We start from the raw sequence: 25,708 nt of genomic DNA on the forward strand, positions 1-25,708 counted from the left end.
CACCACGCAGCCTGATATTTTGCCTCGTAGGTCGTTCGCACCGCCGAAGGTCTCATTCTGGCCCGAAGCTGCTGGCGGCCGATGGGCAGAGCCTGTCCGCTCTGCCCAGGTGATTCAGACATCAACTTGTTCGGCAATCGCGAGCGCGTCGTCCACCTCGATGCCGAGATAGCGTACTGTGCTTTCGATCTTGGTGTGGCCGAGCAAGAGCTGCACGGCTCGTAGATTCCCTGTGCGCCGGTAGATCAGCGTTACCTTGGTGCGGCGCAGAGAGTGGATACCATACACCCTCGGATCAAGCCCGGAACAAATACTCACCTGGCCTCTTGCCGGCTTCCTTCAAGTCGTCAACGCCTTGCCGGGTTTGATCCGTCAACTCGAACTTGACCGGCCTCCGGTCTTCTTCTGCCGGACGGTCGCACGATCGACCGCATAGCCATTCGGAGCGACATCTTCGACCCTCAAGGCGACGACGTCGCAACCACGCAACTTGCTGTCGATGGCAAGGTTGAAGGGGCAAGGTCGCGGGCCCGTCTTTCGATCAGGAGCCGGGTTCGGATCAACCAGACTTGGTTTGGCCGCAGCAGAGGTTTGGCTCCGATCAGCTTTCCCTTGTTCCAGGGTGTCCGACGAGCTTTGGTGGAGAGGCTGTTTTCGTCAGGCATGATCGTACTCCTCGGTTCGTGAGGGTACCGAGCATCCGTGTTGATGCGCAGATCGTGTCTGCTTTCAGAGGCTTGCGGCCATACGGGTGCCGCCGGGCCGACTTAGGTGCGCAGCGAGTGCCCAAACCGGTCATTCTTCTAGACAGGCTGCCTCGCCTGGGGGATCATGTAGTGCTGCGCGAACCGGGGCGCCGCCATGGACGTCGGAGGTTGGCTGCGGAGGCTTGGCCTCGAACATTATGAGGCAGCCTTCCGCGAGAACAAGATCGACGACACGGTCCTGCCGAGTTTGACGGCGGAGGACTTGAAGGATCTTGGTGTCGAATTTGTCGGGGATCGCCGCAAGCTGCTCGACGCCATCGCTGCCTTGCGCGCTGGAGCGAGCGCACCAAAGCCACTCTCCGACGCTTCCCCAGCAACCGACAAAGCCGCCAAGGACACCGCCGAGCGCCGCCAGGTCACCGTGATGTTTTCAGACCTTGTCAGTTCGACGGCGCTCTCGGCCCGTCTGGACCCGGAAGACCTGCGCGAGGTCATTTCGGCCTATCAGAGGAGCGTCGCCAAGACCGTGCGCCGTTTCGGGGGCTTCGTCGCCAGATACATGGGCGACGGCGTGCTAGTTTACTTCGGCTATCCGGCAGCGCATGAGGATGACGCCGAGCGTGCAGTTCGGGCTGGCCTGGCGCTGATCGATGCGGTCGCCACGCTTCCGGCTCCTGAGCCCCTACAAGTGCGGATAGCGGCTGCCACCGGGATGGTGGTCGTCGGGGATCTTGTGGGGTCCGGCGAAGCGCCGGAGCATGATATTGTCGGCGAGACACCGAATCTCGCGTCACGCCTTCAAGGCGTCGCCGAGCCGAACACAGTCGTCATTGCCGAGGCCACACGCAATCTGCTCGGCAATCTCTTCGAGCTGCGGGACCTTGGACCAAAGGAGCTCAAGGGGATCGCCGGTCCGGTGCGAGCGTTCGCGCCGCTGCGGGCAAGTTCGGTCGAGAGCCGCTTCGAGGCAATGCACGCCGGCGGCCTCACTGCGCTCGTCGGACGAGAAGAAGAGCTTGAACTGCTGTTGCGCCGCTGGGCGAGAGCCAGGGCCGGCGCCGATCCTATGGGGACTCCACGCGCATGTTACAACGACGGGACGGGTTGCTGAGTCTCTTGGCTGGGCCGCGCAAACACTGGATGCGGCCGAGGTGTACCACGATGGGGATCTCCTGATCGTCGGGCATGCCGACGCCGCGGTGTCCAATTTTTATCTCGGCGAGCTAATGAAGACCAGAGAGCACGCTGGAAAGGTGCTGGCGCTCTACACCGAAGAGCGGCACGGGCCTCTGGTTGGTCTCCTTAATCAGGACCTGAAAATGTTCGCTTTATTCTGGATGGCGCTTTCGACCTGGATGCGCGGCTATCCCGAGCAAGCCGTAAAGATCAACGACGCCCAGGAGTTCCATGCGCGCCGGGTCGGGCATCCTTTCAACCTGAGCTCGTGTCTGACGTATGGCGCATTGGTTTTCGAGCACGTCGGCGAGCCTGAGGAGCTGTTCAAGCGCGTCGAAGAAGGCGAGCGAGTGGCCCGCGAAAACAGCCTTCCGTTTGTGACAGAGGTATTGGTACGTTGCCAATTTGGAGTTGCACTGATCCGCAAGGGCGAATTCACCGCAGGGGTAGCCTCGCTGAAGGCGGGCGTGGCCATCTGGGAGAATGGAGGTGGAAGGCTCGGCAACCCCCACCTGAAATCGGTTCTCGGCGAGGGAATCGCGCAACTAGGCGATCTCGATGGTGCGCTCGATCTGATCGGCGAAATCATCGTCCAGATTGAGCGGCCGGGCTGGGAAGAACGGCACTACTATGCTGAAACCCTCAGGATCAAAGGCTGGGTGCTCTCGCTCAAAGGTGACTTGGAAGGTGCGGAGCGCAATTACCTCGCCTCGCTCGACCGGGCGCGCCAGCAACAGGCGAAGTCCTGGGAGCTGCGCACTGCGACAAGCTATGCGCGGCTCATGTGTCAACGCCGACATAAATCTGACCCACCTTCGCGGAGTCGCCGAAGTAATTCTGACCCACCCCGGCGCTATATTGTGCTGGCCAGCTGCGGAGGGGAGCCCGTAGCGGCTGGCCAGCACAATGTCCTATTTTTCTCCGGTAACCCTCCTGGCGGCCTGACCGGCTTTGCGTTTGTCGCGCAGGCGATAGCTTTCACCGCTGACCTGGACGATGTGGGCATGATGCAGCAGGCGGTCGAGCATGGCGGCCGTCAGCGTCTGATCGTCAGCGAAGGCGCCAGCCCACTGCGTGAACGGGAGGTTGCTGGTGAGCACGATCGAGCCACGCTCGTAACGTTTTGCCACCACGTTGAAGAACAGATTGGCTTCCTCACGTCCGAACGGCAGGTACCCGATCTCGTCGATGACGATCAGCTTTGGCGCCATCACCGCTCGATTGAAGTATTCTTTCAGGCGGCCTTGGGCTCGCGCCGCGGCCAACTGCAGCATGAGATCGGCGGCGGTGATGAAGCGGACCTTGTGACCGGCCATAACCGCCCGGTATGCCAATGCGAGAGCGATGTGCGTTTTTCCAACGCCGCTCGGACCTAGCAGAACGACGTTCTCGGCACGCTCCACGAACGCCAGATGCGCCAGTTCGAGGATCTGCGCCTTGGGTGCACCGCTGCCGGCATTCCAATCAAATTGCTCCAGCGTCTTGACCGCCGACATCGTGGCCAGCTTCAGCAAGGTCGCGCGCTTCCGCTGTTCGCGCGCTGCCAGCTCTCGGTTCAGCAATTTCTCAAGGAAGTCGGCGAAGCTGACCTCGTCCTGCGCCGCCTGTTGAGCCAGGCCTGGCCATTCGGTCGCCAGGCAGGCCATTTTCAGTTGTTCGCACAAGCTGGCGATCCGCTCCTGCTGCTGGATCATGACTGCACCTCCAAAAGCGCGTCATATACCGACAGCGGATGCTGTAAGCTTTCGACTGGAACTGGTACCTGCAGCGGCATCCCCGCAGTCGCCTTCAGCGCCGGTGCCGGTAGCATCACCGCACGCTCTTCCGCCAGACGACGTGCCGGAATCGCCTTAGTCGTGGCATGCACGCGAGCGCGCAGCAACACTGTCGCTGGTATCCATCGCGGCCGCGCCTGGCCGACGCGCTCAAGTAGATAGTCCTTGTACCCGTCCAGTTTGGTCGACCGCGGGGCGCGTGGCCCGTATCGACCTGCCTTCTGGTCCCGCAGGTATCGCCTCACTGTATTCCGCGAACAGCCTAACTGTCGCGCTATCTCTCGCACTCCAGACCCCCGACGGGCCAAAACTCGTATCTCCACTGCTTGCTCCTGGCTCAACATCGACGGCTCGCGCAAAACCGTCATTATTTCCCAGGTGGGTCAGTTTTACTTCGGCGCAGTGGATCACTTTTGCATCGGCGCTAACACTCATGTGCGACCAAGGGCGGATCAGGGAAGCCTATGACCTGCTCGAGCCCATCTATGGCTGGTTCACCGAGGGCTTTGACACGTTGGAATTGAAGCAGGCTAAGGCGTTACTCGACGAGCTGACGTAGTGAGGGTGGGAAGGGCCCGCACTTCCGCTTCTGTGAAGGGTTTCGGATGCCGTCTTCCAGATCAGCACGTGCTCGATCATCGCATCATTGCCAGCTACGGGCTAATTGCCTCGTTCGTCACGATGAACGGTCGCCTGTTGCTTCGCCGTGTCGCCAGCCGCTGCGTTCTACCGCGCGAGCGGTTTAGTCCTTTGACCCATTGCGGACCATAGCCGCGCGCGGCGGACTACGAAGGACCCACTCAACAATCATTGTCGCCGGTTCCTGTACATTGCACCCAGTGTACCGGCTACCGACCCAAGGCACAGCGGCGCACCAAAGCCGATCATTGCCCAGAATGCGAGTAACAGGAGGTGAGCTGCCAATCCTTCTCCTATGAGGTCACCTCGTAACCAAAGAGGTGCCGCTGCGGTTACGAGCAACAGAGACCCGGCAACGGCGACTTTCATCCAAGATGTTGAGCGTGGATCACGCCGGGCGAAGTGAAATGACCCCCATGCGGCCGTGGAGGCAAGAACCGCCCATACGATGCCAAGTGAAAGCATAGAGAGCCAACATTCCTCTAATCGGCTTCCAACGATAGAGAAGATTGATGCACAAATCTTCGTCCATCAGATTAAAAATTCGAGCAAAATCCGTCGATCACTCTCAAGTCGGAGGTCGGCTCCTGTGAAGGGTTTCGGATGCCGGCCCCATGATGGTGGCGCGGCGCGCACGGGGCCGGCGCCCGAAAGCCTCCAAAGGAGGAAACCGCGCTGGGGGGACGTAGGACGATGCCGCGTGATCGAGCTAAATCGCGTCAAACAACCTTCGGACGATCAGGAAGATCGTCTATGGGGATTTAATGTTTGGCGGCACCTGTACTTTCAATGGCTTGGCCGTAGTAAAAATACCACACTGCACAATCTAAACGTGAGCTCGCCGATATTCGAATTCCATGAGGCAAGCGGATCTCTAGCGACCTGAGAAGCACCGGAGCTATCTGAGCCGAAACCGTTTCGAGCTGCTCGTCAAGAGCATCGGCGCGTGAGACGCTGATCCTGCTGTGCGAGCGCGAGATCGCGCGCAAGGATCATCGCCGCGTCGAGATGGCGCTCAAACTCGCACACTTCCCGGCCGTGAAGGAGCTTGCGGGCTTCGACTTCGAGGCACAGCCGTCGATCGATCCGAAGCAGATCCGCGACCTGGCCGCGTCACGTTGGATCGCCAACGGCGAGAACGTGCTGCTGCTCGGCCCGCCGGGCGTCGGTAAGACGCACTTGTCGATCGCGCTCGGGCGAGAGGCGATCCTGGCCGGTTACACGGTGCAGTTCACCACGGCGACGACCCTGGTCGCTGGCATGGCCAAGGTGCACGGCGAGCGGCGCCTGGACGAGAAACTGCTCGCGCTGGCGAAGCCAAAGCTGCTGATCGTCGACGAACTCGGCTACCTGCCGCTGGAGCCCGACGCGGCGCATCTGTTCTTCCAGCTGGTCAGCCGCCGCTACGAAACCGGCGCCATGCTGATCACGTCGAACCGCAGCGTTTCCGAATGGGGCACCGTGTTCGCCGATCCGGTCGTCGCCACTGCGATCCTCGACCGGCTCTTGCACCACAGCCACGTGCTGACCATCCGCGGCGACAGCTATCGGCTCCGCGCCAAGCGAAAGAGCGGCCTCATCAAGGCGCCCGCCGCTGACGGCCCTCCGGTCGGCTCCGCCTCCCTCCGTCCCGTCAGCGGCGGAGCCAACCTTCAACTGCCATCATGAACCCGAGGGTGGGGGCAGTTCTTCATGACGCAAAGGGGGCACTTCCGGATGGCGTTTGACACGCGTCGGACCTGTCTCGTTCCGATGTGCGCGAGCAGCCGTGCAGACCCATGGGTCGGAACGGCCCCAAGCCCATCTCTGGGGCTGGAGGGGGACGAGCCGGGGCCGCCAGCGCACGCTAACGCAACGCATGCGCTGGAGTAATCTCAGCCTGAGATTACTGTTCGTATGTATAAAATGACGAATATCGCAGATTAAATTCAAAGGGAGCGAGAAGACGGCTCCGGGTAGCCCCGGGGTGGGACCCGGAGCCGTCCTGCCAACCCTTCAGGCCAGCCCGCGTGAAGGGCTAACGGGCAGGGAAATTTTCAATGCCCTGCGTCGTTCCTACTACCTTTGGAGGGGCCTTTGCCTCCGTGCTGGAGGGACCGCAATTCAGGGTCTTGATTTTTCCGGCATCATTAAAAGCCAAGACCGCCTTCACGACCTTTTTCGCGGTGACGTAGGAGATCAGTGCCCCGCCGGGCGAGGGCTGAAGATCGTCCAGCTCGGCAGCGGGGTATTCTTTAGACGGGCAGCCCAGTAGCTTCGCAGGGCCTCCCTGCCGGTGATAGCTAATCCGTCACAATCGCAGAACACCACAGCATCTTCGGCGTACATGTCGACTATCGCTTCAATGTCGCCCGCACGGTAGGCATCAAACCAATCGACGGCAGCGGCCATTGGGTCGAAAGACATGACAAGCACCTCCATGTCCGCGATTTGGCGAGGCACCCAGCTAAGTCTTTGGCCAAATCGACCGTGAATGTTTGCTGTTCCCACTCGACCAAGCCCATATGCCGGTTGCCATAGGGCTATACCCATCCACTAGCCTTTTGCCGGACCGTCGAGGCGAAGGTAGCAAGCTAGCTTGTCGGAGGTGTCAGCAGCCGGACATAGGTGCCGCTCTCGTGCAGCTCCATCCATCCCTGCTCGATGGCAGAGGCGAGCCTCGCACCGAATTCCGGCCCCGTCGCCTTGAGAGTGAAGAGAAACGGCGCATTGATCTTCTCGATATGGATGCGCCCGTCTTGAACCGGCGCGATGCAACCAGCCAACTCGATCAGCTTGCGCGCGGCAGCCTCCGGCTTGCCGTAGGGCCGCTCCTCGACGTTTCTGGTCATGCACCGCACGCCGCTTGGACATCGCTGCCACTTTCAAACGGGCGGCGCCGAGTGCGTCAAGATCAGAGCGAAACCACACAGTCAGCCCTCTGCCCACAAAAGAACGCAAGTGAGGCTTGGAACGTGGATAAAACCAAGGGTTGCCGGTTCTTTCCAAAGATCGTGGAGTACCAGTGATGGATGCTTTGGATCAAGTTGGCATCAATTCGGGGGAAGCCCCTCATCAGGAAAAAAAGCAGAGGTAGACCTCGTCGTGGAGGCCACTTTCGGCACTGCCGTGCTGGCTGCGATGGCGGGCTGGCTTTACGTTTTATACCGGGGCGTCACCCTCGCAATAAGTTTGGTGGTTTGACCGGAGGGAAAGACTGCCTGTCAGATGACGGAAATCGCGCGAGGCTCATAGAACGGACCCCGGCCAAATGGGGCATGACCGGGGCCGCATTGCAAGAGCTACTCCAGTTCAGCAGCTCCGCCGGGTTCTTGGGCAAGGACCCGACATCACGATAAATTTTCGGATTGCCAGACGTTCCCTCAAGCTCGGGAGTAGCGGCCCGGTCGTTTGGGGTGATCCATGGGCTCAAACGCCTTTGCCAGCTCTTCGGGTCCGATCGCCTTGAAGGTGAGCCACGCGGTCTTGAAGCGCTCCTTGGCTTCCCGGAGGGTGGGCCTGGAATGGGCACGGTGACGGTCCAGAGCCAGATTGGTGCCCATCCCAGCCCGCTTACCTGGAGCGTGTACAGGAATGGACAGTTGATCTTCTCGATGGGAATGCGCCCGTCGGTCACCCTTGAGCTAGATCAACCTTTTGGCCAGCAAGAACGCGAACCTTGCGGCTCGAAGGTTCAGGATTGCAACGCAGCGCCCATCGCGGTGGGCGTCGCGGTGCAATTGCGCACCATTGATGGAGGGAATGAAAATGAAACGTCCGGTTCTATTGGCGTTGTGCATCCCCTTTATGTTCTCGGCTTCGGCGTATGCCTCTGACTTCAAGCAGGAAGCCAGTCAGATCGCAAAGTCCTACGAGGCTTGCTACACCAAGCAGGACCCGGCATGCGTCGCCGCGCTGTACACCAAGGATGGGGTTTTTATTAACGCGACAGGAATGCAAGACGTGGCGACCGCTTATGCGGGTACTTTCAAGGCGGGTTTCAACAAGCTCGATGCCACGGTCGATGAGGTGTGGCAGGTTGATAATGACACCCCGGCCGCAATGGGCAAATTCCACATCACCGGCAAGAACGACAAGGGCGACGCGCTGGATGCATCGGGTACTTGGAGCGCCGTCTACGTCAAGTCAGACGACAAATGGAAGATCCGAATGCTGACAGCATCGCCAGCTCCACCCAAGAAAGACTGATTATTAAAGCGGAGCACCCGTCTGCCCGACACGAAGGAGGCTGCCACGGTTGCGACACCAAGTCGGCCTCTTGCGCGGCACGGCGCGGCTTCACTTCAATCGCACACGACGTCGAACACGAAGTCGGCCCGATGCACCGGCTTCCAGTCCCCGTGGTGGGCGCGTCAAGATCGGGAGTAGCGACCCGGCCGGTTGGCGTGATCCATGGCCTCGAACGCCTTCGTTAGCTCTTCGGGGCGGACCTTCGCCTTGGAGGAGAGCCAGGCCGCCTTAAAGCGCTCTGGCGCCAATCGTCTGGAACACCCACCGCGGCAGCACGCCGAGGGTGCACCTGCTGCTGGAGAACTGCATTAATCAAAGTGAATCGACTCCACCTGGCCATGGCCACAGCCGTGGAGCGGCGCTGGTTCAAGCTGGCGAACCTTCGTGGTAGCGTATGTCGTGTCGCGCTTTGCCCCCATTGGCGCGGCGCACGCCGCGGGCGCTGTTCCAGACCAACGCGTGCGGCTTTCTTTTGGGCACTTTAGGCCCGTCTGTGCATTTGGGGCTCATGCAAGATGACGCCGACAGATACCTTCGCCAAGCGCAGAACTGCTTTGAAGAAGCTCAGAAGGCGACGCGCCTAGCCGACAAGGAGGCGTGGCTGAGGCTGGCGGAGGAATGGTTGGCCATGGCCGAGAAGGCTCAAGGGTCGCGCACTTACGAGAACTAGGCAGGAATCTCTAGGATCCGTTAGCCTATGTGATTTCAGCTTTGTACACTTTTGCACATAATGAGCGGCTTACCGGGAATGGTGGTGAGTCGTGGAAGACCAAAGCAGTGTTGCTCGACCTATGCGGCCTTCCTGCCCGGCTTGCTCCGCAACCCCGCGCCTGACGGCCTCTATGCTCGATCCCAAGAAAGGGGGGACTGTTCGGGTTTATAAATGCCCGTGCGGCAGGATCGTCTGGGCCGACTCGGAACCGGCCGGCTGAACCTGAGTTCCTCTCCTAGGTTAGCACCTGTGAGAGGCACACCGATGTTGCCAATTGAGCGGGAATGGCGCGATTACATCAAAGTCCACATCGAAAGACACCGTGCAAAGGAAGAGATGACGCATGAAATGCTGCGTCGGTCCTGGGAGGCGCTTGCGCGCTCCGAGGAATTGCTGAGACTGCCGGTGCCGGTCGTCTGGCACCCAGAGCCGCCTAAGGAGCAGGACGGTTCAGTCGGGGATTCGTTCAGATTGCAAGCCATGCTTGCCTAGTTCGTTCTCGGAACTGTTTGTACGTCGCTCTGTTAGGAGTGTCATCGACAACGGCTCCAAGAGGCTCGCGATGACCCTGCACCGCCGTCGAGTGAAGCAGACCCGCTCCCTTGAAGAACGGATGGCTGAGCAAGCTGCTCGGCTCAAAGAACAGGCCAGCCAGTTGCCCGCCGGGCCCGAGCGGGAAGCTCTTCTCAAAAGAGCCAGCATTGCGGAAACAGGCGCGCACATTAGCGATTGGCTGAAATCGCCCGGCCTTCAGCCTCCGGAATAGCTCAGCTCTAGAAACGTACGCCCGGTTTGTTACTTATACGGGGTGCAACGGGTTTATTTGGTTCGGGTCACAACCGACAGCGGAAAATGCCAGCTCTGGCTAGCGGCGACGCAGCGAGGCGCCGCTGTGGATTGAGTGCTCGACGCCATTCCCGAAGGCTGGGCAGCGAGCCTCGTTGAACGGGAGTTGGATGCGGACCTGACGGCTTCATTGAACATGCAGCCGGGCGAAGTCCGGCGACATCTCGTGTCCTAATTCCCCTGCGCCGGTACGAACGGTCCCGGGGCATCTCCGGGGCTGGACCGAGACGCACCGAGACCGCCCGACGCACCATACTCAACGCGGCACGCCCGGTTGATAGCGTCTCGCCCGGGATTTCACTCCCGGAATCTCAAATGATAGAGCGTTCTAAATTTAATCTGCGGGTGTCCTAATTAGAGCAGCACGCTTCAGAGAGGCCGCGCTCAGTCCTTGTTGACAGCCTGACGTAAGTTCCGCTCTCGTGCAGCTCGAGCAGCCGTGTTCGACGGCGTACCTGATGCTGGCTCCGAACTCTGGGCCGCTGCCCTTCAGAGTGAAGAGAAACGGCGCGTTGATCTTCTCGATATGAATCCGGCCATCCTGGACGGGCGCGACGCTAGCAGCGAGCTCGAGGAGCTTGCCGCGCGGCGACAGAGTAGGTCAGCCTGTTGGCCTTCTCCAATACTCGACGATCCATGGCGTGGCGTCGTCTCTCGCGATCTGCCGCCCGATTACCCTCGCAAGCTCTAACCATTGTTCGTGATGGCCTCGATGATCGATGCTACGCGAGTCGCTCGGCGGTGCGCTGCTGCAGATGCCGACTATGGGGTCGCCCTTGCGTTTCAGCATCGGCCTGTCCTGCTCGAAGCACGCTGGGTGCCACTTGCCATGGACAGAATCTCCCTTCTGGTAGGAGATGGTAATGCTGATCACATCCCCGTCTTGTACTTGACAGTGGGCACAGGTGAATATCGGAACGTCTCTCATGCTCTCACTCCGCCGAAGCCTCAACTTCTCCGACATGGCGGGACACCAGCGAAATCTCGCTCGCGGAACGTGGCCCCGACGCCGGGACAGGGGGCTGGTTAAGCGTCGGGGCCAGCGCTCCCCTCCGTGGTACATGTGCTATTGGAGGTAGAACATCCTGGGCGGCAAGCTCACTGATGGTGCAGATATCGCGCTCTCCTGGGCAAGTGCAGTTTGTGCCAAGCGATGTGCCGCACACGGAAAGCCCTGTGCAATGGTGAATTCACCGGAACTGGCGAAAATCGTCGCGGACTTGGCCATAGTTGCTGAAGCCCGTTGAGGTCGGAAAAATGGCGCGCTGGAAGCAGGGTCCGACTGCAGAGAAAATCGAAAAGCTTACTCTGAACATTGCTTGCATCTCATATAGCGCTCGAGCTCGTGGATAGGTGTGGTCTTCGGGCGCGCGGAACGCTCTTGCACTGAGCCGCCGCCTGCATGCGGTACCTCCCAGTGGGGCATGCAGCCAATGGCTCCCAGCAACTGATCGTAGGGCTCGGGATTACCGCCCGCACGTTCAGTGAGATGCATGCGCCGTCTCGCGCCGATGATGCAGCACGATGAAAAGATTTACAGCAGCAGTCGAACTTAGGAACGAGGGCTCGGCTTCCACATTCCTCTCTGAACACAATAAGGAGCCTCAGCATGGCGCTGCAAATCGTGATGGATCACAGCGGCGATAGCCGGCACTTCTTCGACAACTCCAATGCGGAGGCATTGGCAGAGGCGGAGAGGCATTTTCTGCAATTTACTCTCAAAGGATATACGGCCGCGGTGCGGAAAGGTCCCGGGGAAATAACGAGGATCAGCGCGTTCGATCCGACGGCCGAAGAGACATTGTTCTTCCCGCGGCTCGTGGGCGGATGATCACCAAGTGAAGAGAAGGTTCGATCGCATGGGCCCGTTGACCTTTCGCAGCGCCGCGGTGGGTAGGCTTTATCAAGCGGCTAAGGCCGAGAAAACGATTCAGGCTCGTGCGCTGCGGCTGCTGCGTTCCTGGCTTTCGCCTGCGCAAAGGGCGGAGTTCGATAGCAGGGGGTACTTTGAAGTCGTAGGAGGCGATAGCGGGAAGCGTTACCGCATCCGGCGGGGGATATCCGGTAACGTCAAAGAGATCGATGAATACGGGCGGCTCGGAAAGGGCTGGTGTTTCGTCCCGCTGGGTGGCTTGGTCGAGGGCGACGTCATGCTCGCTCAAAAGATAGCTCTCGAGACGGACGAGGAGCGCGCTTTAGGCATTGCCAACACCTTCCCGGGACCGATCCGGTGGCGCCTACCCGGTAATCGTCCATCAGAGAGGAGAAGTTCGGGCGCACGTCTTTAGTTAGGGGCCCGTCGGGCCAATCAAGAAACCGCCCTATCCTCTGCGTGCGGATTCCGACGAAGTCGCCCGGGTGTACCGATATGAAGTCGCCCGGGGACTCCGAGACGATGTCGCCCACCTTTCCGATTTGATCTCGCCCGGGAGCGAGGCATTCTGGCCGATAGATTTTCTGGCATTGGGCGAGCCGGGCGGTCAACCCGGAATCGCGGCTTGAACTCTCCTGTTTCTGTTGCGGTTGCTGTGGGCATGTGGGCAACGCCTTGGCGTTGTCCAAGCGCAGCGGCATGTCCACGGGCGACGGGCTCAGGTCTTTCGGGCGGGTTGCCGGCTTCGGCGCAGGCTCTCACCGGTGAGGTCGAGCCGATGGGCATTGTGGACGAGGCGATCGAGCACGGCGTCGGCATAGGTGGGATCTCCAATGAGCAGATGCCACTGGTCCACGGGGAGCTGGCTGGTGACGATGGTGGAGCGATGACCGTAGCGATCTTCGAGGATTTCCAGGAGGTCGTGACGGGCGCCGGCATCGAGCGGCTCGAGCCCCCAATCATCGAGGATCAGCAGATCGACACGGCCAAGGCCGCGCAACAGGCGTGGATGGCGACCGTCGCCGCGGGCGAGCGCCAGATCGTCGAACAGGCGCGGGACGCGCTGATAGAGCACGGAGCGATTGTCGCGACAGGCCTTGTGGCCGAGCGCCGAGGCGAGCCAACTCTTGCCGACGCCGGCCGGGCCGCAGATCAGGAGATTGACGTGGTCGTCGATCCAGCGGCCCTCGACAAGCTTGGCGAACAGCGGACGGTCGAGACCGCGCGGGGTGCGGTAGTCGATGTCCTCGACGCACGCCTGCTGGCGCAGCTTGGCGTAGCGCAGGCGGGTGGCGAGCCGTTTGTCGTGCCGCAGCGAGGCTTCACGTTCGAGCAGCAGAGCAAGCCATTCGGCGTGACCGAGGCTTGCGGCCTCACCGGTGGCTTCGATGTCGGCGAAGGCCTTGGCCATGCCGTGGAGGCCGAGGGCGTTGAGGCGGTCGAGGGTCGGATGGGTGAGCAAGGGATGATCTCCTAATTGTAGTAGCGCGGTCCGCGGATGTTGGCATGCAGGATCGGCGCATCGTCCGCGGAGCGCTGGTGAGCAGGACGCCGATCGAGATTATTGGCGAGGATCGACTTGACCGAGCCATAGGTGCGCGCGCCGATGTCGATCGCCCGCGCAGCCGCGGCGTCCAGCCGTTCGCGCCCATAGGAGGCGGCGAGCCTGAGGATGCCGAGGCAGGCGCGGAAGCCTTGCTCGGGGTGCGAGCGCTCGTCGAGAATGAGGTCGCACAACGCGCTGGTCGCCGGCCCGATCGCGGCGGCGTCCTGGCGGATACGCGCGATGGTCCAGCCGGCGTAGCGCCGATGGCTGGAGGCCATGTGCTCCGGCACGGTGGTGTGTTTGTGATTGCCGCTCATGCGCTGATGCGCGGCGATCCGCTCGCCCTTGTGGAAGATCTCGACGGTGCGGGCCGTGAACCGCACCTCGACCTCGGCGCGGGCGAAGCGATGCGGAACGCTGTAGTAATGCTTCTCCACCTCGACGTGGTAATCGAGACTGACGCGGCGGATCCGCCACTCGGCGAGGACGTAGGGGGACACCGGCAATGGCTTGAGCGCCGGCCGGTCGACCTCCTCGAGCAACCGGCGGCGTGTCACGCCGAGCCGTCGGATCGGCCGTTCCTCGTTCAGCCTCGTGAGCAGTTCGCCGATCGCCGCATTGACCTCGGCCAGGCTGTAGAAGGTGCGATGACGCAGGCGACTGAGCAGCCAGCGCTCGACGATGAGGACGGCCTGCTCGACCTTGGCCTTGTCGCGCGGCTTGCGCGGCCGCGCCGGCAAGATGGCGGTGCCGTAATGCGCCGCCATCTCCGCATAGGTACGATTGATCTGCGGGTCGTACAGGCTCGCCTTGATGACCGCGACCTTGGTGTTGTCGGGCACCAGCAGCGCCGGTATGCCGCCGATCGCCGCGAAGGCGCCAACATGGGCGCTGATCCAGTCGGCGAGCCCCTGCGTCCACGTCGCCTGCGCGTAGGTGAAGCTCGATGCGCCGAGCACGGCGACGAAGATCTGCGCCGTTCTGCGCTCACCGGTCAGGCGGTCGACCACCACCGGCACGCCATCGCCGGCGTAGTCGACGAACAGCTTGTCGCCAGCCACATGGGCCTGGCGCATCGTCACCGACAGACGGCCCTCCCAGGCGCGGTAGAGCTCACAGAAGCGCGAGTACCGGTATCCGCCGGGCTCGGTGGCGATATATTCCTCCCACAGGATCGACAGCGTCACGTGCTTGCGTTTGAGCTCGCGGTGCACGGTCGCCCAGTCGGGCTCGGCGATGCGGCGGTGACCCTGACGGTTGCCATTGCCGGTCTTAGCGAACAGGCGAAGTTCCAGAACCGTGTCGGTGACGTCGTCTGGCAACGGCCAGCTCAAGCCCGCGGCCTCGAACCGCCGGAGCGCCAGCCGCACCGTCGAGGGTGCCGCGCCCACCCGTCGCGCAATCTCGCGGCTCGGCAGCCCGGCCGCCTTCATTCTGATCACATCGCGCACACGGCGCATCGCAAGCCTCTCCGTCGGCATCCAGGTCCCCTTCGCAAAGCCGAAAGGGTTGACCCTATGGGAGCCAGAAGAGGTCTCGTCACCCGGGCGACATCATCCCGGAATGGTGGGCGACATCATCTCGGAACGGGCGGGCGACTTCAAATCGGAATGGTGGGCGAGATCATCTCGGAATGGTGGGCGACATCGAGCGGAATCCGCACTCTGCGCATCGTCCGCCGACAGAAGCCACGGCCGCCTCGCGCAGCCTATTGCCGAGTGATCTTTGTTGCGCGCGCAAATGCCTGCAGTGCGACGGCGCGAAGCTCAGGCAGGCCGGTTTGTCCAGCCTGAGCAGCTTCTAAAAGCTGCTCCGCAATGATCTTACGGCTCTCATGATCGCCCCCGTGCGGAAGTTGTCGGCACATCTATTCTAGCACCACTTCCATATTAGACTTCACCCGGTCGGACAAAGACATCCAACTTGCTCCGGCTTCATTGTCGGGAAGTTCCAACATTATTGAACTCCGGCGCCCGGTCGTCAATGTCCGGCAGCCGCGGTCGCTTCAGCGGCGATAGCAGGCACCTCGTCCGAAGGTAACCTGTCCAGGGCCCTGCAGGCGGCGACTGTCTGCTCAAGACTCGTTTGCGGAGCCAACCAGGATCATGTATGCGCGCTCAGCCTGCTCCCTGGTCAAATTGGCCGCGACGTCTGTCCCGATCAATGCTGGGCCCCGACGCTCTCGATCGTAAACCATCCAACCAGTGCCTCCCATTCGAATGAGAAATCGGCCCGCCGGCTGCGCAATTTCGCTCATCGTGCCCCCCAATTTCCTGCGAACTGATGAGTAGGCCGCGCTCATGCCCGGCTTGCATTGATGTATGTGAATCGGATCAAAAAAATAGCCATCGAAATTGTGCTAAAACGAACAGAGCAGCCCTTCGAGCTGTGAGTAGGCTCGCCTCTGCTTGGTGCAACCGACACCAAGCCCCCTCCAGAAGGCCCCGGCCTACATCCTCACGTCGGCCGGGGCCAACTCGGAGCCAGTCTATTTGGATTTTTCGCGAAGCGCGCCTCCGTGATCGTGACCACCAATCTCGCCTTCGGCGAATGGCCGAGCGTGTTCGGCGACGCCAAAATGACCACAGCGCTGCTCGACCGATTGACCCATCACTGCGACATTGTCGAGACCGGCAACGATAGTTGGCGATTCAAGAGCCGAGACGACGATCACGCCACCCGCGCTCGTCTCGCCTCCGCTATCCCGGCCAGCTCCGACGAGACGAGCGCTACCAGCAAAGCTCGCCGCGCCAAGGGGTCAAAATTTGCAAGCCGATTGACACGGTGGTTGCGCCTCCCCGCAACCAAGTTGGCAAATAACCTCAGCAGTCTGAAGCACTTGCTGGGGTTATTTTTTGTCCGAAATCGAGCCCAACAACATCAACGGCTTAGCCGACAGGTTCAAATCAACCCCGCAACCACACTCATCGCTTCGTCGCGGCCGCAGACGAGTGCTCCGGCTGCGCTGAGCTTGGCCATCCGGATCCAGAAAACATAACGCGTGCCGGGCCAAGCACCGATTTTCTTGGCGGTCTTTAGGATTTCATTCATGAGGAAAGAGAACGAAGAAATTCCGATCACTGATACTTATGTCACTTCAATCGCGCGGATCAGGCCCTCAAGACGCTCGCTCGCCTGATCGGTCGTCAGATGGCACGCGAGCTGCTTTCATGCTTTCGGAAATGGACTTTGGTAAACGGTCCCAGCGCCAAGCTCGCGCTCGATTTCGAGCAGGCGATTGTAATTCGGGAGCCGCTCATTGCGGGACAGTGATCCAGCCTTGATCTGTCCACTGCCCATGGCAACCGCAAAGTCGGCAATGAACGTGTCCTCGGTCTCGCCTGATCGATGCGAGATCACGTAGCCGCAATCGGCAGGTGTCACTTCTCGCCACAGAACAGCGCCTGCACAGACACGGGAACGCAGGGCTGTCCCACCAACAATTATTGCCTCGGCTATGCGATCTCACGCGTCAGCCAGAGCGCAAGGAGTACAGCTGGAAGGAATTGGAAGCGGCCGGCGGGGACGTCTCAAAAGTCGAGTCCTTGACGGTTTGGAAGGTGCCGCCGTTCCTTCGCACCACGTGGAGCAGGAGCGGCGCAATCGCCCTGTTGGCTTCATCGACTGTTGCGAAGCGCGGCTCGTGGCTTTTTGCGGGAGTCAGACAAATTGGCTCCGGAAGCCCGCTGATCCTCCTGAAACTTGAGCGTCGCTTGAACATGTTCGGCGAGCTTCAACGCGCTATCGGCGTTCGCAGCAAGGCGAGACAGGAGCTGGGACAACACTTTGAACTCCTCGCGTGTCAACACCCCAAACAACGCGTCGTTGACCGGGCGTTGCAAGGCGGCGAGGCTGATCAATTGATCCACTCCGTGTTGGGTGAGGGCGAGCTGTACCCGCCGTCCATCGCCCGGATGGGGGCTCTTCTCGAGCAGGCCGTCGGAAACCAGCTTGTTGATCTCGTTGGTAACGAAGGCGCCGCTTAGATACAGCCTTTCGGCGACCTGGTTGACCCCCATCGGTTCCTCCGCCGTCGAATTCTTGATCGCGATGAGGATCAGGTACTGGGTAGGCGATAGGCCAGCAAAGCTCGCGAACGTTTCACGGGCGGATTCCAGGCTGCGTCCGAACGCGAAATAGTCGTAGAGGAGACCGCGAAACGTGCGGTCCCCATTTTTGTCGAGCAGGTCGGGCTTCGACACTGTCAAAAGCGCATCGATCACGGTCTTCCTCCCCCCGCGAACGGCATTTCGCTGGTTTCCTCTAAAAAGCACGCATGTGCCTGCACAGCAAGGGCTTGACATTTCCAGATAGCTTTGTGAGAAAGCTACTTGAGAATTATAAAGCAGGGCAGGACAGCGAGGCGGTGTCCCATGGAGGACCATGCATTCAGGCGTGCGCTAGGAGAATTCGCGACCGGCGTTGCGGTGGTGACGGCGCGTGGTAAGGGCGAAGAGCTTATCGGCGTGACCATGAGTTCGTTCAATTCAGTCTCGCTTGATCCGCCACTCGTTCTTTTCAGTGTCGACCGCAAGGCGCGCAGCCTGCCTGCGATGCTCGATGCCAAGGGCTTTGCGGTGAACATCCTGGCGCGCGACCAGGAAAGCATCTCCAACCAGTTCGCGCGCGCCCTCTCCAACAAATGGGATCAGGTCAAGACATCGGTCGGCCATGCCGAGGCCCCGCTGATCTCGGGCGCGCTGGTCCACTTCGAATGCGCGCCCTACGCGAACTATGACGGCGGCGACCACGTCATCTTCGTCGTTCGTGTCGTCCGCCACACGACCCGTCCCGATGCAGCTGCGCCCCTGATCTTCTTTCGTGGTCGATACCGCGATCTCATCGATGAAACCGAGCGCGAGCCGACCTGGCCGCTTCCCATTCACTACTAGCTTCGAACCGGAGAAACCGCGATGCGTAGCGCAAAGGAATATTTATCGGGTCTGAAGGACGGCCGCACCATCTACATCAACGGCTCCGCCGTGGGGGATGTGACGAAACACCATGCCTTCCGCAATCTCGCCGGTTCGATGGCGGGTCTGTTCGACTTTGCGAACACTCCCGAGAATGCGGATCTGATGACGTTCGCGACGGACGCCGGGCGTGCCAACCGCATCTGGCAGCTTCCAGCGACCTACGCCGATCTCGTCACGCGGCGAAAGGCGCTTGAGGCATGGGCCGAGTTGCACGCGGGCTTCATGGGCCGCGCGCCGGATCACGTCGCATCCTGCATTTCCGGGCTCTACATGGGGCTGGACGTCTTCAAGGAGTATGATCCGGCCCGTGCCGGTGCGCTCGAGAGCTACTATCGTTATGCGCGCGATAAGGATCTCTATCTTACCTACGTCATCATCAATCCGCAGGCGGACCGTTCGAAGGGGGCGGCCGAGCAGGTCGATCCGTTCTTGACCGCTGGCGTCGTCGATCGCGATGCCGAAGGGATCATAATCCGCGGCGCCAAGATGCTGGCTACCGGCGGCGTCGTAGCCGACGAGGTCTTTGTCACGACCATCCAGCCGATGCGTCCGGGTGAAGAGCGCTATGCGATGTCCTTCGCGATTCCGATGAATACGAAGGGGCTGAAGATGCTGTCGCGCAAATCTTACGAAGATGCCGCGGGCGCCGTGTTCGACAATCCTCTGGCCAGCCGGTTCGACGAGAACGATTCCGTTCTTTATTTCGACGATGTGAAGGTGCCGTGGGATCGCGTCTTCGTCGAAGGCAATGTCGAGATGTGCCAAAGGCAATTTCACGGCACGCCTTGTCACGTGTATCAGAACTATCAGGCGATGGTCCGACTGAGCGTTAAGCTCAAGTTCCTTGCGGGCCTTGCGCACCGAACCGCCGAGATGAACGGCGTCACCCAATTTCCGCAGGTGCGCGAGATGCTGGGGCAGCTCGCGGCCGAGACCGGCATGGTGGACGCGATGGTCGCCGCCATGGAGGCGAAGGGCACGCAGATCGGTCCCTACTTCATCCCGGATCGGCACACGCTCTATTCCGCGCAGGTGCTGACGCAGCAGCTCTATACGCACATCCTCAACACCCTGCGCGAGCTCGCCGGCGGCGGCATGATCATGTTGCCTTCGTCCGTCGCCGATCTCGCCAATCCCGAGATCGCGACCCTGATCGGCAAGACGCAGCAGTCGCCGAAGGCCAACTCACATGATCGCGTGAAGTTCTACAAGCTCGCCTGGGATGCCGTCGGCTCCGAGTTCGGTTCGCGGCATCAGCAATACGAGATGTTCTACTCCGGCGCGACCTTCGTCACCAAGGGCCATTCCTACCGCACCTATGACTGGGCGGGCGCCGATCGGCTGGTCCAGAGCATGCTCGATTCTTACGACCTCAACGGCGTTTCATCTTCCAGCAAAGCCGCCTGAACCAAGGAGACAACCATGCCTGTCAACAAGAAGCACGACGAATTCTATACGCTCGACATGAATGCCGGTTGGGAAGTGCCGGCCGGCTACCCGGCGGGGATCCAGCAGAAGATCCTTGCGGGCGGACTGGACGAGGCGAACAGGCGCGGGACGCGTACCCGGTTGCTCCGCTTCGCGCCTGGCGTCTATACGACCACTCCCTTCTCACACGAGTACTGGGAGGAGGTCTATCTCGTTTCGGGCGACCTGATCGTCGGCAACGACGAGAAGGGCGAGGGTGGCAAGAGCTTCCCGCCGAACACCTATGCCTGCCGGCCACCTCATGCGCCGCACGGGCCGTTCAAATCCGTCAACGGCTGCCTGCTGATCGAGATGCACTACTTTGATCCGGTTTGATACCGGCGCGCGATCGCCAACAACATCCATTTGACCGGCCAAAGGAAGAAAAATTATGGTGTTCAGAGGTATTTCCAGAGCAGTTGTGCGTTGCGCGTCGTCGCTTCAATTGCTCTTCAGATTGGATGGCGGGCTGCCGCAGGCCAATCTACGGTTGGTGGTCGATGGTCTCGCGGGTGCACTTGCGATCGGAGTAGTGGCGACGACTCCAGTCGCGGCACAGGAAAAGCCGAGTTCGGTCGGACTGGGCATCTTCACCTTCACATCTGGTCCCGCGGCCGCCTTTGGCATGCCGGGAAAAAATGCAGCCGACCTGATGATCGAGCAGATCAATGCTCAAGGCGGTATCGCGGGCGTGCCGGTAAGTGCGACCTATGTCGACGAAGGGCAAGGAACCCAAGGCGTCATAGCCGAATATCGCCGCTTGGCCGGCGACGCAAAGAATCAGGTGCTAATTGCGGCGTTATCGAGCGCCAACTGCTTGGCGCTGGCGCCCCTCGCTGAACAGTTGGAGGTTCCAACCGTCGCCTGGAACTGTGACACCCATCAACTTTTGATCGACGGAAAAAGCAAACACATGTTCCGTCCGAACGGCAACACCGTACCTGAATTCGTCGCCTACGCGCTCTATGTTTTGGAGCGCAAACCAAACATGAAGACGGTCGCGATCATCAATCCAGACTACGCCTTCGGCCATGACGCAGCCAAGATATTCACAGCGGCGCTGAAGGCGCTGAAACCCGACGTCGAGATCGTCGCCGAGCTATATCCGAAACTCGGCTCGCCGAACTATCAGACGGAAATTTCGCGCCTCACTACCGCGCGCCCGGATGTCGTTTTTTCTAACCTCTGGGGTGCTGACCTAGAAAATTTCGTGCGCCAGGCCGCGCCGCGCGGGCTGTTCACTTCCAGCCAAGTGATCCTCGCGGTCGGCGAGACTGTGCTGCAACGCGTTCCGTTGCCCGACGGCGTGATCGTTGGCGTTCTGGGTGATGGCTGGTGGATGTCGCCGGATGCCAAGGCCAATCCCGAGGCGATCAAATTTGCTGAGGCATACAAGTCTCGCTTCGGAGAGTATCCGGTTTCCCCATCCATTAAGATGGCCAATACTTTGGTCTATATGAAGGATGCCTATAAGGCCGCGATGTTGAAGAATGGCGGCAGGTGGCCGACGCGTGCAGAACTCGCAAGCGCCATGCAAGGGAGCAAGGTCGCGACACTGACTGGCACCGTGCAAACGCGCGCCGACAATGACGGCCTTGTCGACCAGATTGTCGGCGTCACGATGAAAACGCCGGCGCAGCCGTTCCCCGTCATTGGCGACATGGTTCGCTATAAGGGCGATAGCGTGATGCCGCAGGTCGGTCAGGACCCACTTGCTTGGATTTCGACGCTGACGCCGGAGTTCGCGAAGAACCTGCCGAAGCCGGGAAGCTACAATTAGGTAACAATAGTCACCAACTTGCTTTCTTTTATCACGTGAGGCGTAAGCCGATGTCGAATGCAATCATTCCGTTGCTGGTAGATAGCCTTGCAAGCGCCGCGTTGATCTTCTTCGCTGCGGTCGGCCTGACCTTAGTATTCAGCGTGCTGCGCGTCCTCAACGTAGCTCATGGGAGTCTCTATTCGATCGGAGGCTATGTCGCGGCGTCAATCTGCTTGTTCATAGCGAGCCGGCAGCTCAACCCATATCTATCGTTTGCGGCGCTGTTCTTCAGCGCTGTCTTCGTCGCAGTGATATTCGGTCCGTTGATCGAGCGCAGCTTGATCCGGTGGACCTACGGGAAGTCGGAGGCCGTCCAGATCCTGGTCACCTTTGGGCTGTTTCTCATCCTGGAAGATCTGCAGCGCATGACCTTTGGCGTGCAATCCTTCTACGAGGATGCACCGATGCGATTGCTCGGCACGTCTAGCATTGGCGGGATCGTCTACCTGAACTACCAGATCGCGCTGATTGCGATGGCGCTGCTAGTCGTGATCGGCCTGCGGCTCCTGATCAACCACACTCGGCTTGGGCGGCTGACTACGGCCGTCGTGACCGATCGAGAGATGGCACAGTCGATCGGCATCGATACCAACAAGATATTTATCCTGGCATTCTCGCTTGGGGTATTCCTTGCGGCGTTGGGAGGTGCCTTGGCGACTCCAACCTCCGGCGTCGCGCCGGGCCTCGGTGCCGACACGATGGTCCTCGCCTTTGCGGTGGCGGCGATCGGCGGCCTCGGACAGATCGAAGGCGCTGCAGTGGCTTCGTTGATCGTCGGCCTGGCACGCGTGCTCGCGATCTATCTGGCGCCTTCGCTGGATGCGGTCGCGCCCTATTTGGCGATGCTGGCCGTTCTCCTGATCCGCCCTTACGGCCTGTTCGGATCGATGACGGCGCGGAGAATTTGATGCGTACAATCTTTGCTGCTGCCGCGGTCCTCACCCTCGCGGTACTTCCAATCTTTGCCCCCTGGTTGCAATTCGTGCTGACGCTTGCGATCGCCAAAGGCTTGGCGGCGCTCGGTGTTGCGGTTCTCCTCCGCAGCGGACTGATCTCGATCGGCCATGCCATGTTCTTTGCCGCGAGCGCCTATGGCGTTGCTTTTTTGGCACGGGCTGGCGTCAATGATTTCGGGGGCCTCTTGGTCCTCTCTGTGCTGGCTGCCGCACTTGTGGGCGCCGCCGTGGGATCGTTCCTCGTTCGCTATCGCGCGATCTTCTTCGCGATGCTGAACCTTGCGGTCTCCATGGTATTTTTCGCGCTGTGCGCCAAGCTCTACGGCGTCACCGGCGGGACCGACGGCATGCCCATCCCGATTCCCGGAATGTTCGGCGTCGCAATGGCCGAACCTGTTTTCAAGAGCGTTCTGTTCTATCTGAGCCTGTCGCTGATGGTGTTGGTCGGCATTGCCGTTCAGCGCTACCTGAACAGCCCGTTGGGCCAGGCGCTTTCGGCCGTCCATACCAATGAAATTCGGCTCGAATACCTCGGGATTCCGGTCTGGGCAGTTCTCCTGGTCGCCTATGTCATTTCGGCGGCACTGGCGGGACTTGGCGGCGCGATCGCCGGATTTGCGATTGGTCGTGTTGCGCCTGATTTCGCGTTCTGGACCGCGTCCGGGCATCTCGTGCTGGTTGCCGTGCTCGGCGGAATCGGTGGCGTGCCCGGCGCATTCCTTGGCGCACTGTTCCTGGAGTTGCTCCACAGTGTAGCAGCCAGCGTGACCGACGCTTGGAACCTGATCGTGGGCATGGCGCTGATCATCGTGATCATGTTCATGCCGCAGGGATTTTATGGACTGTTCTCGCGCAAAGAGGCGTCGAGCCTATGACGCAACCCATTCTCGAGGCAAAGGATCTTCACGTCCGATTCAGCGGGGTCAAGGCCGCGGATGGTGTAAGCATCGCGATTCAGGAGGGTGAGTTCCTCGCGATCATCGGACCAAACGGATCTGGCAAGACGACGCTGCTCAATATCTGTACCGGCTATATCAAGCCGAGGTCGGGTAGTGTGCAACTCGACGGCCGGGACATCACCCGGCTTTCGCCACGCGCCATCGCGCGCCGCGGCGTCGCCCGAGCCTTCCAGATTCCGCAGCTGTTCTCCGCGCAGCGCGTGATCGAGAACATGATGCTGGCGCTGGCGGCCAACGAAGGCCTGTGGAGCGCGGCCCGCCCGCTCGAGACCGCCGCTCGGCGCCAGGAGGCGAAGGCGCTGCTCGACCTGGTTGGCCTTGCCGACGACTCCGAGCGAATCAGCAGCACCTTGCCGGAGGGGCATCGCAAACTCCTGGACATCGCGGTCGCGCTGGCGCTCAAGCCACGGCTCTTGCTGCTGGACGAGCCGACCAGCGGCGTCAGCGCGCTGGAGCGCTTCCCTCTGATGGAAGCGCTGATGAGTGCGTTACGCCAACGCCGGATCACGGCGCTATTCGTCGAGCACGATATGGACGTGGTCGCGCGCTACGCAAGCCGCGTCCTGGTCTGGAACGCCGGAAACATCATGGCCGAAGGACGGCCCGACGAAGTGTTCAACAACGCGCAGGTTCGCGAACGCGTCGTGGGGGTGGCGTGATGCTGAGTCTCGACGGGGTCAACGTATCGATCGAGGGCGTTCGCGTTCTGCGCGGGGTCAGCTGCGACATCATCGAGCGCAAGACGACGGTGCTGATCGGCCGCAACGGAGCCGGCAAGACCACGACGCTGCGCGCGATCATGGGTCTTCTCGACCTTGACAGCGGTTCTATCCGTCTCAACGCCGATGACCTGTGCCGCATGCCGGCCCATCATCGTGCGCGCGCGGGGATCGGCTATGCGCCCGAGGATCGTCGCCTGATTCCCGAGCTGAGCGTGGAAGAGAACATCCGTCTTCCGGGTCTGGCGCTAAAGCTCGACAGGGCGGAGATCGCGCGTAGGCTCGACGAGGTCTATGACTTGCTTCCCGAGCTGCACATCATGCGAGCGAGGCCGGCTGGTGGTGTCTCTGGTGGGCAAGGAAAGATGGTTGCACTCGGCCGTGCGCTGATGATCGCGCGCAAGGTGTTGCTGCTCGATGAACCGTTCCAGGGGCTGGCCCCGGCGCTGGCGCTCGACTATGCGCGCACGCTTGGCGAGTTGCGCAAGCGCCGCCCCGAGCTTGCCCTGCTGATCACCGAATCGTCGCCGGCACTGCTGGACCGGATCGCCGACCGGACACTGCAGATTGAGCGCGGCGAAATCCTCATGACATCGACCTCGAATAGGGAAGCCCATGTTGCTGCAATTTGACCGCATCGCAAAAGACCGGACCGACCACATCGGCGTCAAGATCAATACCCTCGTGATTGCGGGGTGGGCAGGCCGGGACGCAGCGACGATCGAACATCACATCGAAGAACTCGCTGCGCTCGGCATTCCACGTCCCTCGACGACGCCGCTCTACTACCGCGTTGCGCCGCAGACATTGACGCAGGAACTCAGCCTGGCCGTGCTTGGCCCGGATAGCTCGGGTGAAGCAGAGCCGATCGTGGTCGCGATGGCAGATGGGCTTTGGATTGGGATTGGATCCGACCATACCGATCGCAAGGCCGAGGCATCGGGCATCGCGCTGTCGAAGCAACTCTGCGGCAAGCCGGTCGGCGCGCAGCTCTGGTGGTACGCCGATATAGAAGAGCACTGGGATCAACTGATGCTGCGGTCGTGGGCCACCATCGACGGTAAGCGCGTGCTCTATCAGGAGAGTCCGGTTTCGTCGATGCGCACACCGCGCGATCTGATCCGCCGCCACACCGGCGCGGACACGCTGCCGGCCGGCACGCTGATGTTTTGCGGCACGCCCGGAGCGATTGGCGGCATTCGGCCGGGGACGCGGTTCGAGATGGAGCTGCAGGACCCCGTCCTCAACCGTGCTCTCACGTATGGTTATGAAGTTGCCGTGCTGCCGATCATTTCCTGATCGTCA

Annotated in this window: 25 protein-coding genes and 5 pseudogenes; 19 read left to right on the forward strand and 11 right to left on the reverse strand. The window is 60.9% G+C overall.

Translation table 11 applies throughout. The features are described from left to right. Nucleotides 1-114: 114 nt before the first annotated feature. Nucleotides 115-665 (reverse strand): annotated as a pseudogene (locus QA642_RS12675) (integrase). A gap of 196 nt (nucleotides 666-861) precedes the next feature. Here QA642_RS12675 and QA642_RS12680 point away from each other — a divergent pair. Continuing rightward, nucleotides 862-1,818, forward strand: a complete 957-nt coding sequence (locus QA642_RS12680) for an adenylate/guanylate cyclase domain-containing protein (RefSeq protein ID WP_283084966.1) — start codon at nucleotides 862-864, stop codon at nucleotides 1,816-1,818. Nucleotides 1,819-2,035: 217 nt separating this feature from the next. Here the strand turns inward: QA642_RS12680 and QA642_RS12685 are convergent, their stop codons facing one another. The 4 genes and pseudogenes from QA642_RS12685 to QA642_RS12700 form a co-directional block, all read right to left on the reverse strand. Beyond that, complete coding sequence (locus QA642_RS12685) at nucleotides 2,036-2,428, reverse strand: hypothetical protein (protein ID WP_283084967.1); 393 nt, start codon at nucleotides 2,426-2,428, stop codon at nucleotides 2,036-2,038. Continuing rightward, nucleotides 2,429-2,617, reverse strand: coding sequence for a hypothetical protein (locus QA642_RS12690; RefSeq protein ID WP_283084968.1), 189 nt, complete (start codon nucleotides 2,615-2,617; stop codon nucleotides 2,429-2,431). 177 nt (nucleotides 2,618-2,794) lie between these two features. Continuing rightward, the gene (gene istB, locus QA642_RS12695) at nucleotides 2,795-3,577 is read right to left on the reverse strand and encodes an IS21-like element helper ATPase IstB (RefSeq protein WP_283084969.1); all 783 of its coding nucleotides are present in this window, start codon (nucleotides 3,575-3,577) and stop codon (nucleotides 2,795-2,797) included. Nucleotides 3,578-3,756: 179 nt separating this feature from the next. Continuing rightward, nucleotides 3,757-4,002 (reverse strand): annotated as a pseudogene (locus QA642_RS12700) (helix-turn-helix domain-containing protein); the annotation flags it as partial. Nucleotides 4,003-4,091: 89 nt separating this feature from the next. Here QA642_RS12700 and QA642_RS12705 point away from each other — a divergent pair. After that, the gene (locus QA642_RS12705) at nucleotides 4,092-4,217 is read left to right on the forward strand and encodes a hypothetical protein (protein ID WP_283084970.1); all 126 of its coding nucleotides are present in this window, start codon (nucleotides 4,092-4,094) and stop codon (nucleotides 4,215-4,217) included. 1,010 nt (nucleotides 4,218-5,227) lie between these two features. Further along, nucleotides 5,228-5,965, forward strand: a pseudogene (gene istB / locus QA642_RS12710) (IS21-like element helper ATPase IstB); the annotation flags it as partial. Nucleotides 5,966-6,475: 510 nt separating this feature from the next. Here the strand turns inward: istB (QA642_RS12710) and QA642_RS12715 are convergent. Both QA642_RS12715 and QA642_RS12720 read right to left on the reverse strand, forming a co-directional pair. Then, complete coding sequence (locus tag QA642_RS12715) at nucleotides 6,476-6,703, reverse strand: nuclear transport factor 2 family protein (protein WP_283084971.1); 228 nt, start codon at nucleotides 6,701-6,703, stop codon at nucleotides 6,476-6,478. Nucleotides 6,704-6,870: 167 nt separating this feature from the next. Beyond that, nucleotides 6,871-7,128 (reverse strand): hypothetical protein, encoded by a 258-nt coding sequence (locus tag QA642_RS12720; RefSeq protein ID WP_283084972.1) that lies wholly within the window; start codon nucleotides 7,126-7,128, stop codon nucleotides 6,871-6,873. 672 nt (nucleotides 7,129-7,800) lie between these two features. Here QA642_RS12720 and QA642_RS12725 point away from each other — a divergent pair. The 6 genes from QA642_RS12725 (at nucleotide 7,801) to QA642_RS12755 (ending at nucleotide 12,373) form a co-directional block, all read left to right on the forward strand. Further along, nucleotides 7,801-8,112 carry a hypothetical protein gene (locus tag QA642_RS12725; RefSeq protein ID WP_283084973.1) on the forward strand — a complete coding sequence of 104 codons (312 nt, stop codon included), beginning with the start codon at nucleotides 7,801-7,803 and terminating at the stop codon, nucleotides 8,110-8,112. Further along, entirely contained in the window at nucleotides 8,045-8,485 is a 441-nt protein-coding gene (locus tag QA642_RS12730; RefSeq protein ID WP_283084974.1) for a nuclear transport factor 2 family protein, read from the forward strand. Before QA642_RS12725 ends, QA642_RS12730 begins: the two co-directional genes overlap by 68 nt. Before the next feature lie 1,018 nt (nucleotides 8,486-9,503). Further along, nucleotides 9,504-9,731, forward strand: a complete 228-nt coding sequence (locus QA642_RS12735; protein ID WP_283084975.1) for a hypothetical protein — start codon at nucleotides 9,504-9,506, stop codon at nucleotides 9,729-9,731. Between the two features lie 70 nt (nucleotides 9,732-9,801). Further along, nucleotides 9,802-10,005, forward strand: coding sequence for a hypothetical protein (locus tag QA642_RS12740; RefSeq protein ID WP_283084976.1), 204 nt, complete (start codon nucleotides 9,802-9,804; stop codon nucleotides 10,003-10,005). Nucleotides 10,006-11,694: 1,689 nt separating this feature from the next. Beyond that, nucleotides 11,695-11,916 carry a hypothetical protein gene (locus tag QA642_RS12750; RefSeq protein WP_283084977.1) on the forward strand — a complete coding sequence of 74 codons (222 nt, stop codon included), beginning with the start codon at nucleotides 11,695-11,697 and terminating at the stop codon, nucleotides 11,914-11,916. 28 nt (nucleotides 11,917-11,944) lie between these two features. Continuing rightward, nucleotides 11,945-12,373 carry a hypothetical protein gene (locus QA642_RS12755; protein WP_283084978.1) on the forward strand — a complete coding sequence of 143 codons (429 nt, stop codon included), beginning with the start codon at nucleotides 11,945-11,947 and terminating at the stop codon, nucleotides 12,371-12,373. Nucleotides 12,374-12,676: 303 nt separating this feature from the next. Here the strand turns inward: QA642_RS12755 and istB (QA642_RS12760) are convergent, their stop codons facing one another. Next, on the reverse strand, nucleotides 12,677-13,420 hold the full coding sequence (istB, locus tag QA642_RS12760) for an IS21-like element helper ATPase IstB (RefSeq protein WP_271597274.1): 744 nt from the start codon (nucleotides 13,418-13,420) through the stop codon (nucleotides 12,677-12,679). Nucleotides 13,421-13,431: 11 nt separating this feature from the next. Continuing rightward, nucleotides 13,432-14,964, reverse strand: a complete 1,533-nt coding sequence (gene istA, locus QA642_RS12765) for an IS21 family transposase (protein ID WP_283086867.1) — start codon at nucleotides 14,962-14,964, stop codon at nucleotides 13,432-13,434. A gap of 1,055 nt (nucleotides 14,965-16,019) precedes the next feature. Here istA and QA642_RS12770 point away from each other — a divergent pair. Next, a pseudogene (locus QA642_RS12770) lies at nucleotides 16,020-16,166 on the forward strand (ATP-binding protein); the annotation flags it as partial. A gap of 506 nt (nucleotides 16,167-16,672) precedes the next feature. Here the strand turns inward: QA642_RS12770 and eno are convergent. Together eno and QA642_RS12780 are read right to left on the reverse strand one after the other, a co-directional pair. Next, nucleotides 16,673-16,870: pseudogene (gene eno / locus QA642_RS12775) on the reverse strand (phosphopyruvate hydratase); the annotation flags it as partial. A 251-nt stretch (nucleotides 16,871-17,121) separates the two neighbouring features. Beyond that, nucleotides 17,122-17,727 carry a MarR family winged helix-turn-helix transcriptional regulator gene (locus QA642_RS12780; protein WP_283084979.1) on the reverse strand — a complete coding sequence of 202 codons (606 nt, stop codon included), beginning with the start codon at nucleotides 17,725-17,727 and terminating at the stop codon, nucleotides 17,122-17,124. Nucleotides 17,728-17,877: 150 nt separating this feature from the next. Here QA642_RS12780 and QA642_RS12785 point away from each other — a divergent pair, with 150 nt between their 5' ends. The 9 genes from QA642_RS12785 to QA642_RS12825 all read left to right on the forward strand — a co-directional run bounded on the left by QA642_RS12785 (nucleotide 17,878) and on the right by QA642_RS12825 (nucleotide 25,702). Further along, nucleotides 17,878-18,396, forward strand: a complete 519-nt coding sequence (locus QA642_RS12785; protein WP_283084980.1) for a flavin reductase family protein — start codon at nucleotides 17,878-17,880, stop codon at nucleotides 18,394-18,396. A 21-nt stretch (nucleotides 18,397-18,417) separates the two neighbouring features. Next, nucleotides 18,418-19,887, forward strand: a complete 1,470-nt coding sequence (locus QA642_RS12790) for a 4-hydroxyphenylacetate 3-hydroxylase N-terminal domain-containing protein (RefSeq protein ID WP_283084981.1) — start codon at nucleotides 18,418-18,420, stop codon at nucleotides 19,885-19,887. Nucleotides 19,888-19,902: 15 nt separating this feature from the next. Continuing rightward, nucleotides 19,903-20,283 (forward strand): cupin, encoded by a 381-nt coding sequence (locus QA642_RS12795; RefSeq protein WP_283084982.1) that lies wholly within the window; start codon nucleotides 19,903-19,905, stop codon nucleotides 20,281-20,283. A 55-nt stretch (nucleotides 20,284-20,338) separates the two neighbouring features. Then, nucleotides 20,339-21,727: an ABC transporter substrate-binding protein gene (locus QA642_RS12800; protein ID WP_283084983.1), complete on the forward strand. Its 1,389-nt coding sequence runs from the start codon at nucleotides 20,339-20,341 to the stop codon at nucleotides 21,725-21,727. Beyond that, nucleotides 21,664-22,677 carry a branched-chain amino acid ABC transporter permease gene (locus QA642_RS12805; protein ID WP_283084984.1) on the forward strand — a complete coding sequence of 338 codons (1,014 nt, stop codon included), beginning with the start codon at nucleotides 21,664-21,666 and terminating at the stop codon, nucleotides 22,675-22,677. The genes QA642_RS12800 and QA642_RS12805 overlap by 64 nt, the downstream gene beginning before the upstream one ends. A 74-nt stretch (nucleotides 22,678-22,751) precedes the next feature. Further along, nucleotides 22,752-23,600, forward strand: a complete 849-nt coding sequence (locus QA642_RS12810; RefSeq protein WP_283084985.1) for a branched-chain amino acid ABC transporter permease — start codon at nucleotides 22,752-22,754, stop codon at nucleotides 23,598-23,600. Further along, the gene (locus QA642_RS12815) at nucleotides 23,597-24,343 is read left to right on the forward strand and encodes an ATP-binding cassette domain-containing protein (RefSeq protein WP_283086868.1); all 747 of its coding nucleotides are present in this window, start codon (nucleotides 23,597-23,599) and stop codon (nucleotides 24,341-24,343) included. Before QA642_RS12810 ends, QA642_RS12815 begins: the two co-directional genes overlap by 4 nt. Beyond that, on the forward strand, nucleotides 24,343-25,035 hold the full coding sequence (locus tag QA642_RS12820) for an ATP-binding cassette domain-containing protein (RefSeq protein ID WP_283084986.1): 693 nt from the start codon (nucleotides 24,343-24,345) through the stop codon (nucleotides 25,033-25,035). The genes QA642_RS12815 and QA642_RS12820 overlap by 1 nt, the downstream gene beginning before the upstream one ends. After that, complete coding sequence (locus QA642_RS12825) at nucleotides 25,019-25,702, forward strand: DUF2848 domain-containing protein (protein ID WP_283084987.1); 684 nt, start codon at nucleotides 25,019-25,021, stop codon at nucleotides 25,700-25,702. The genes QA642_RS12820 and QA642_RS12825 overlap by 17 nt, the downstream gene beginning before the upstream one ends. Nucleotides 25,703-25,708: the final 6 nt, after the last annotated feature.

The organism is Bradyrhizobium sp. CB2312, assembly GCF_029714425.1.
Taxonomy (GTDB): domain Bacteria; phylum Pseudomonadota; class Alphaproteobacteria; order Rhizobiales; family Xanthobacteraceae; genus Bradyrhizobium.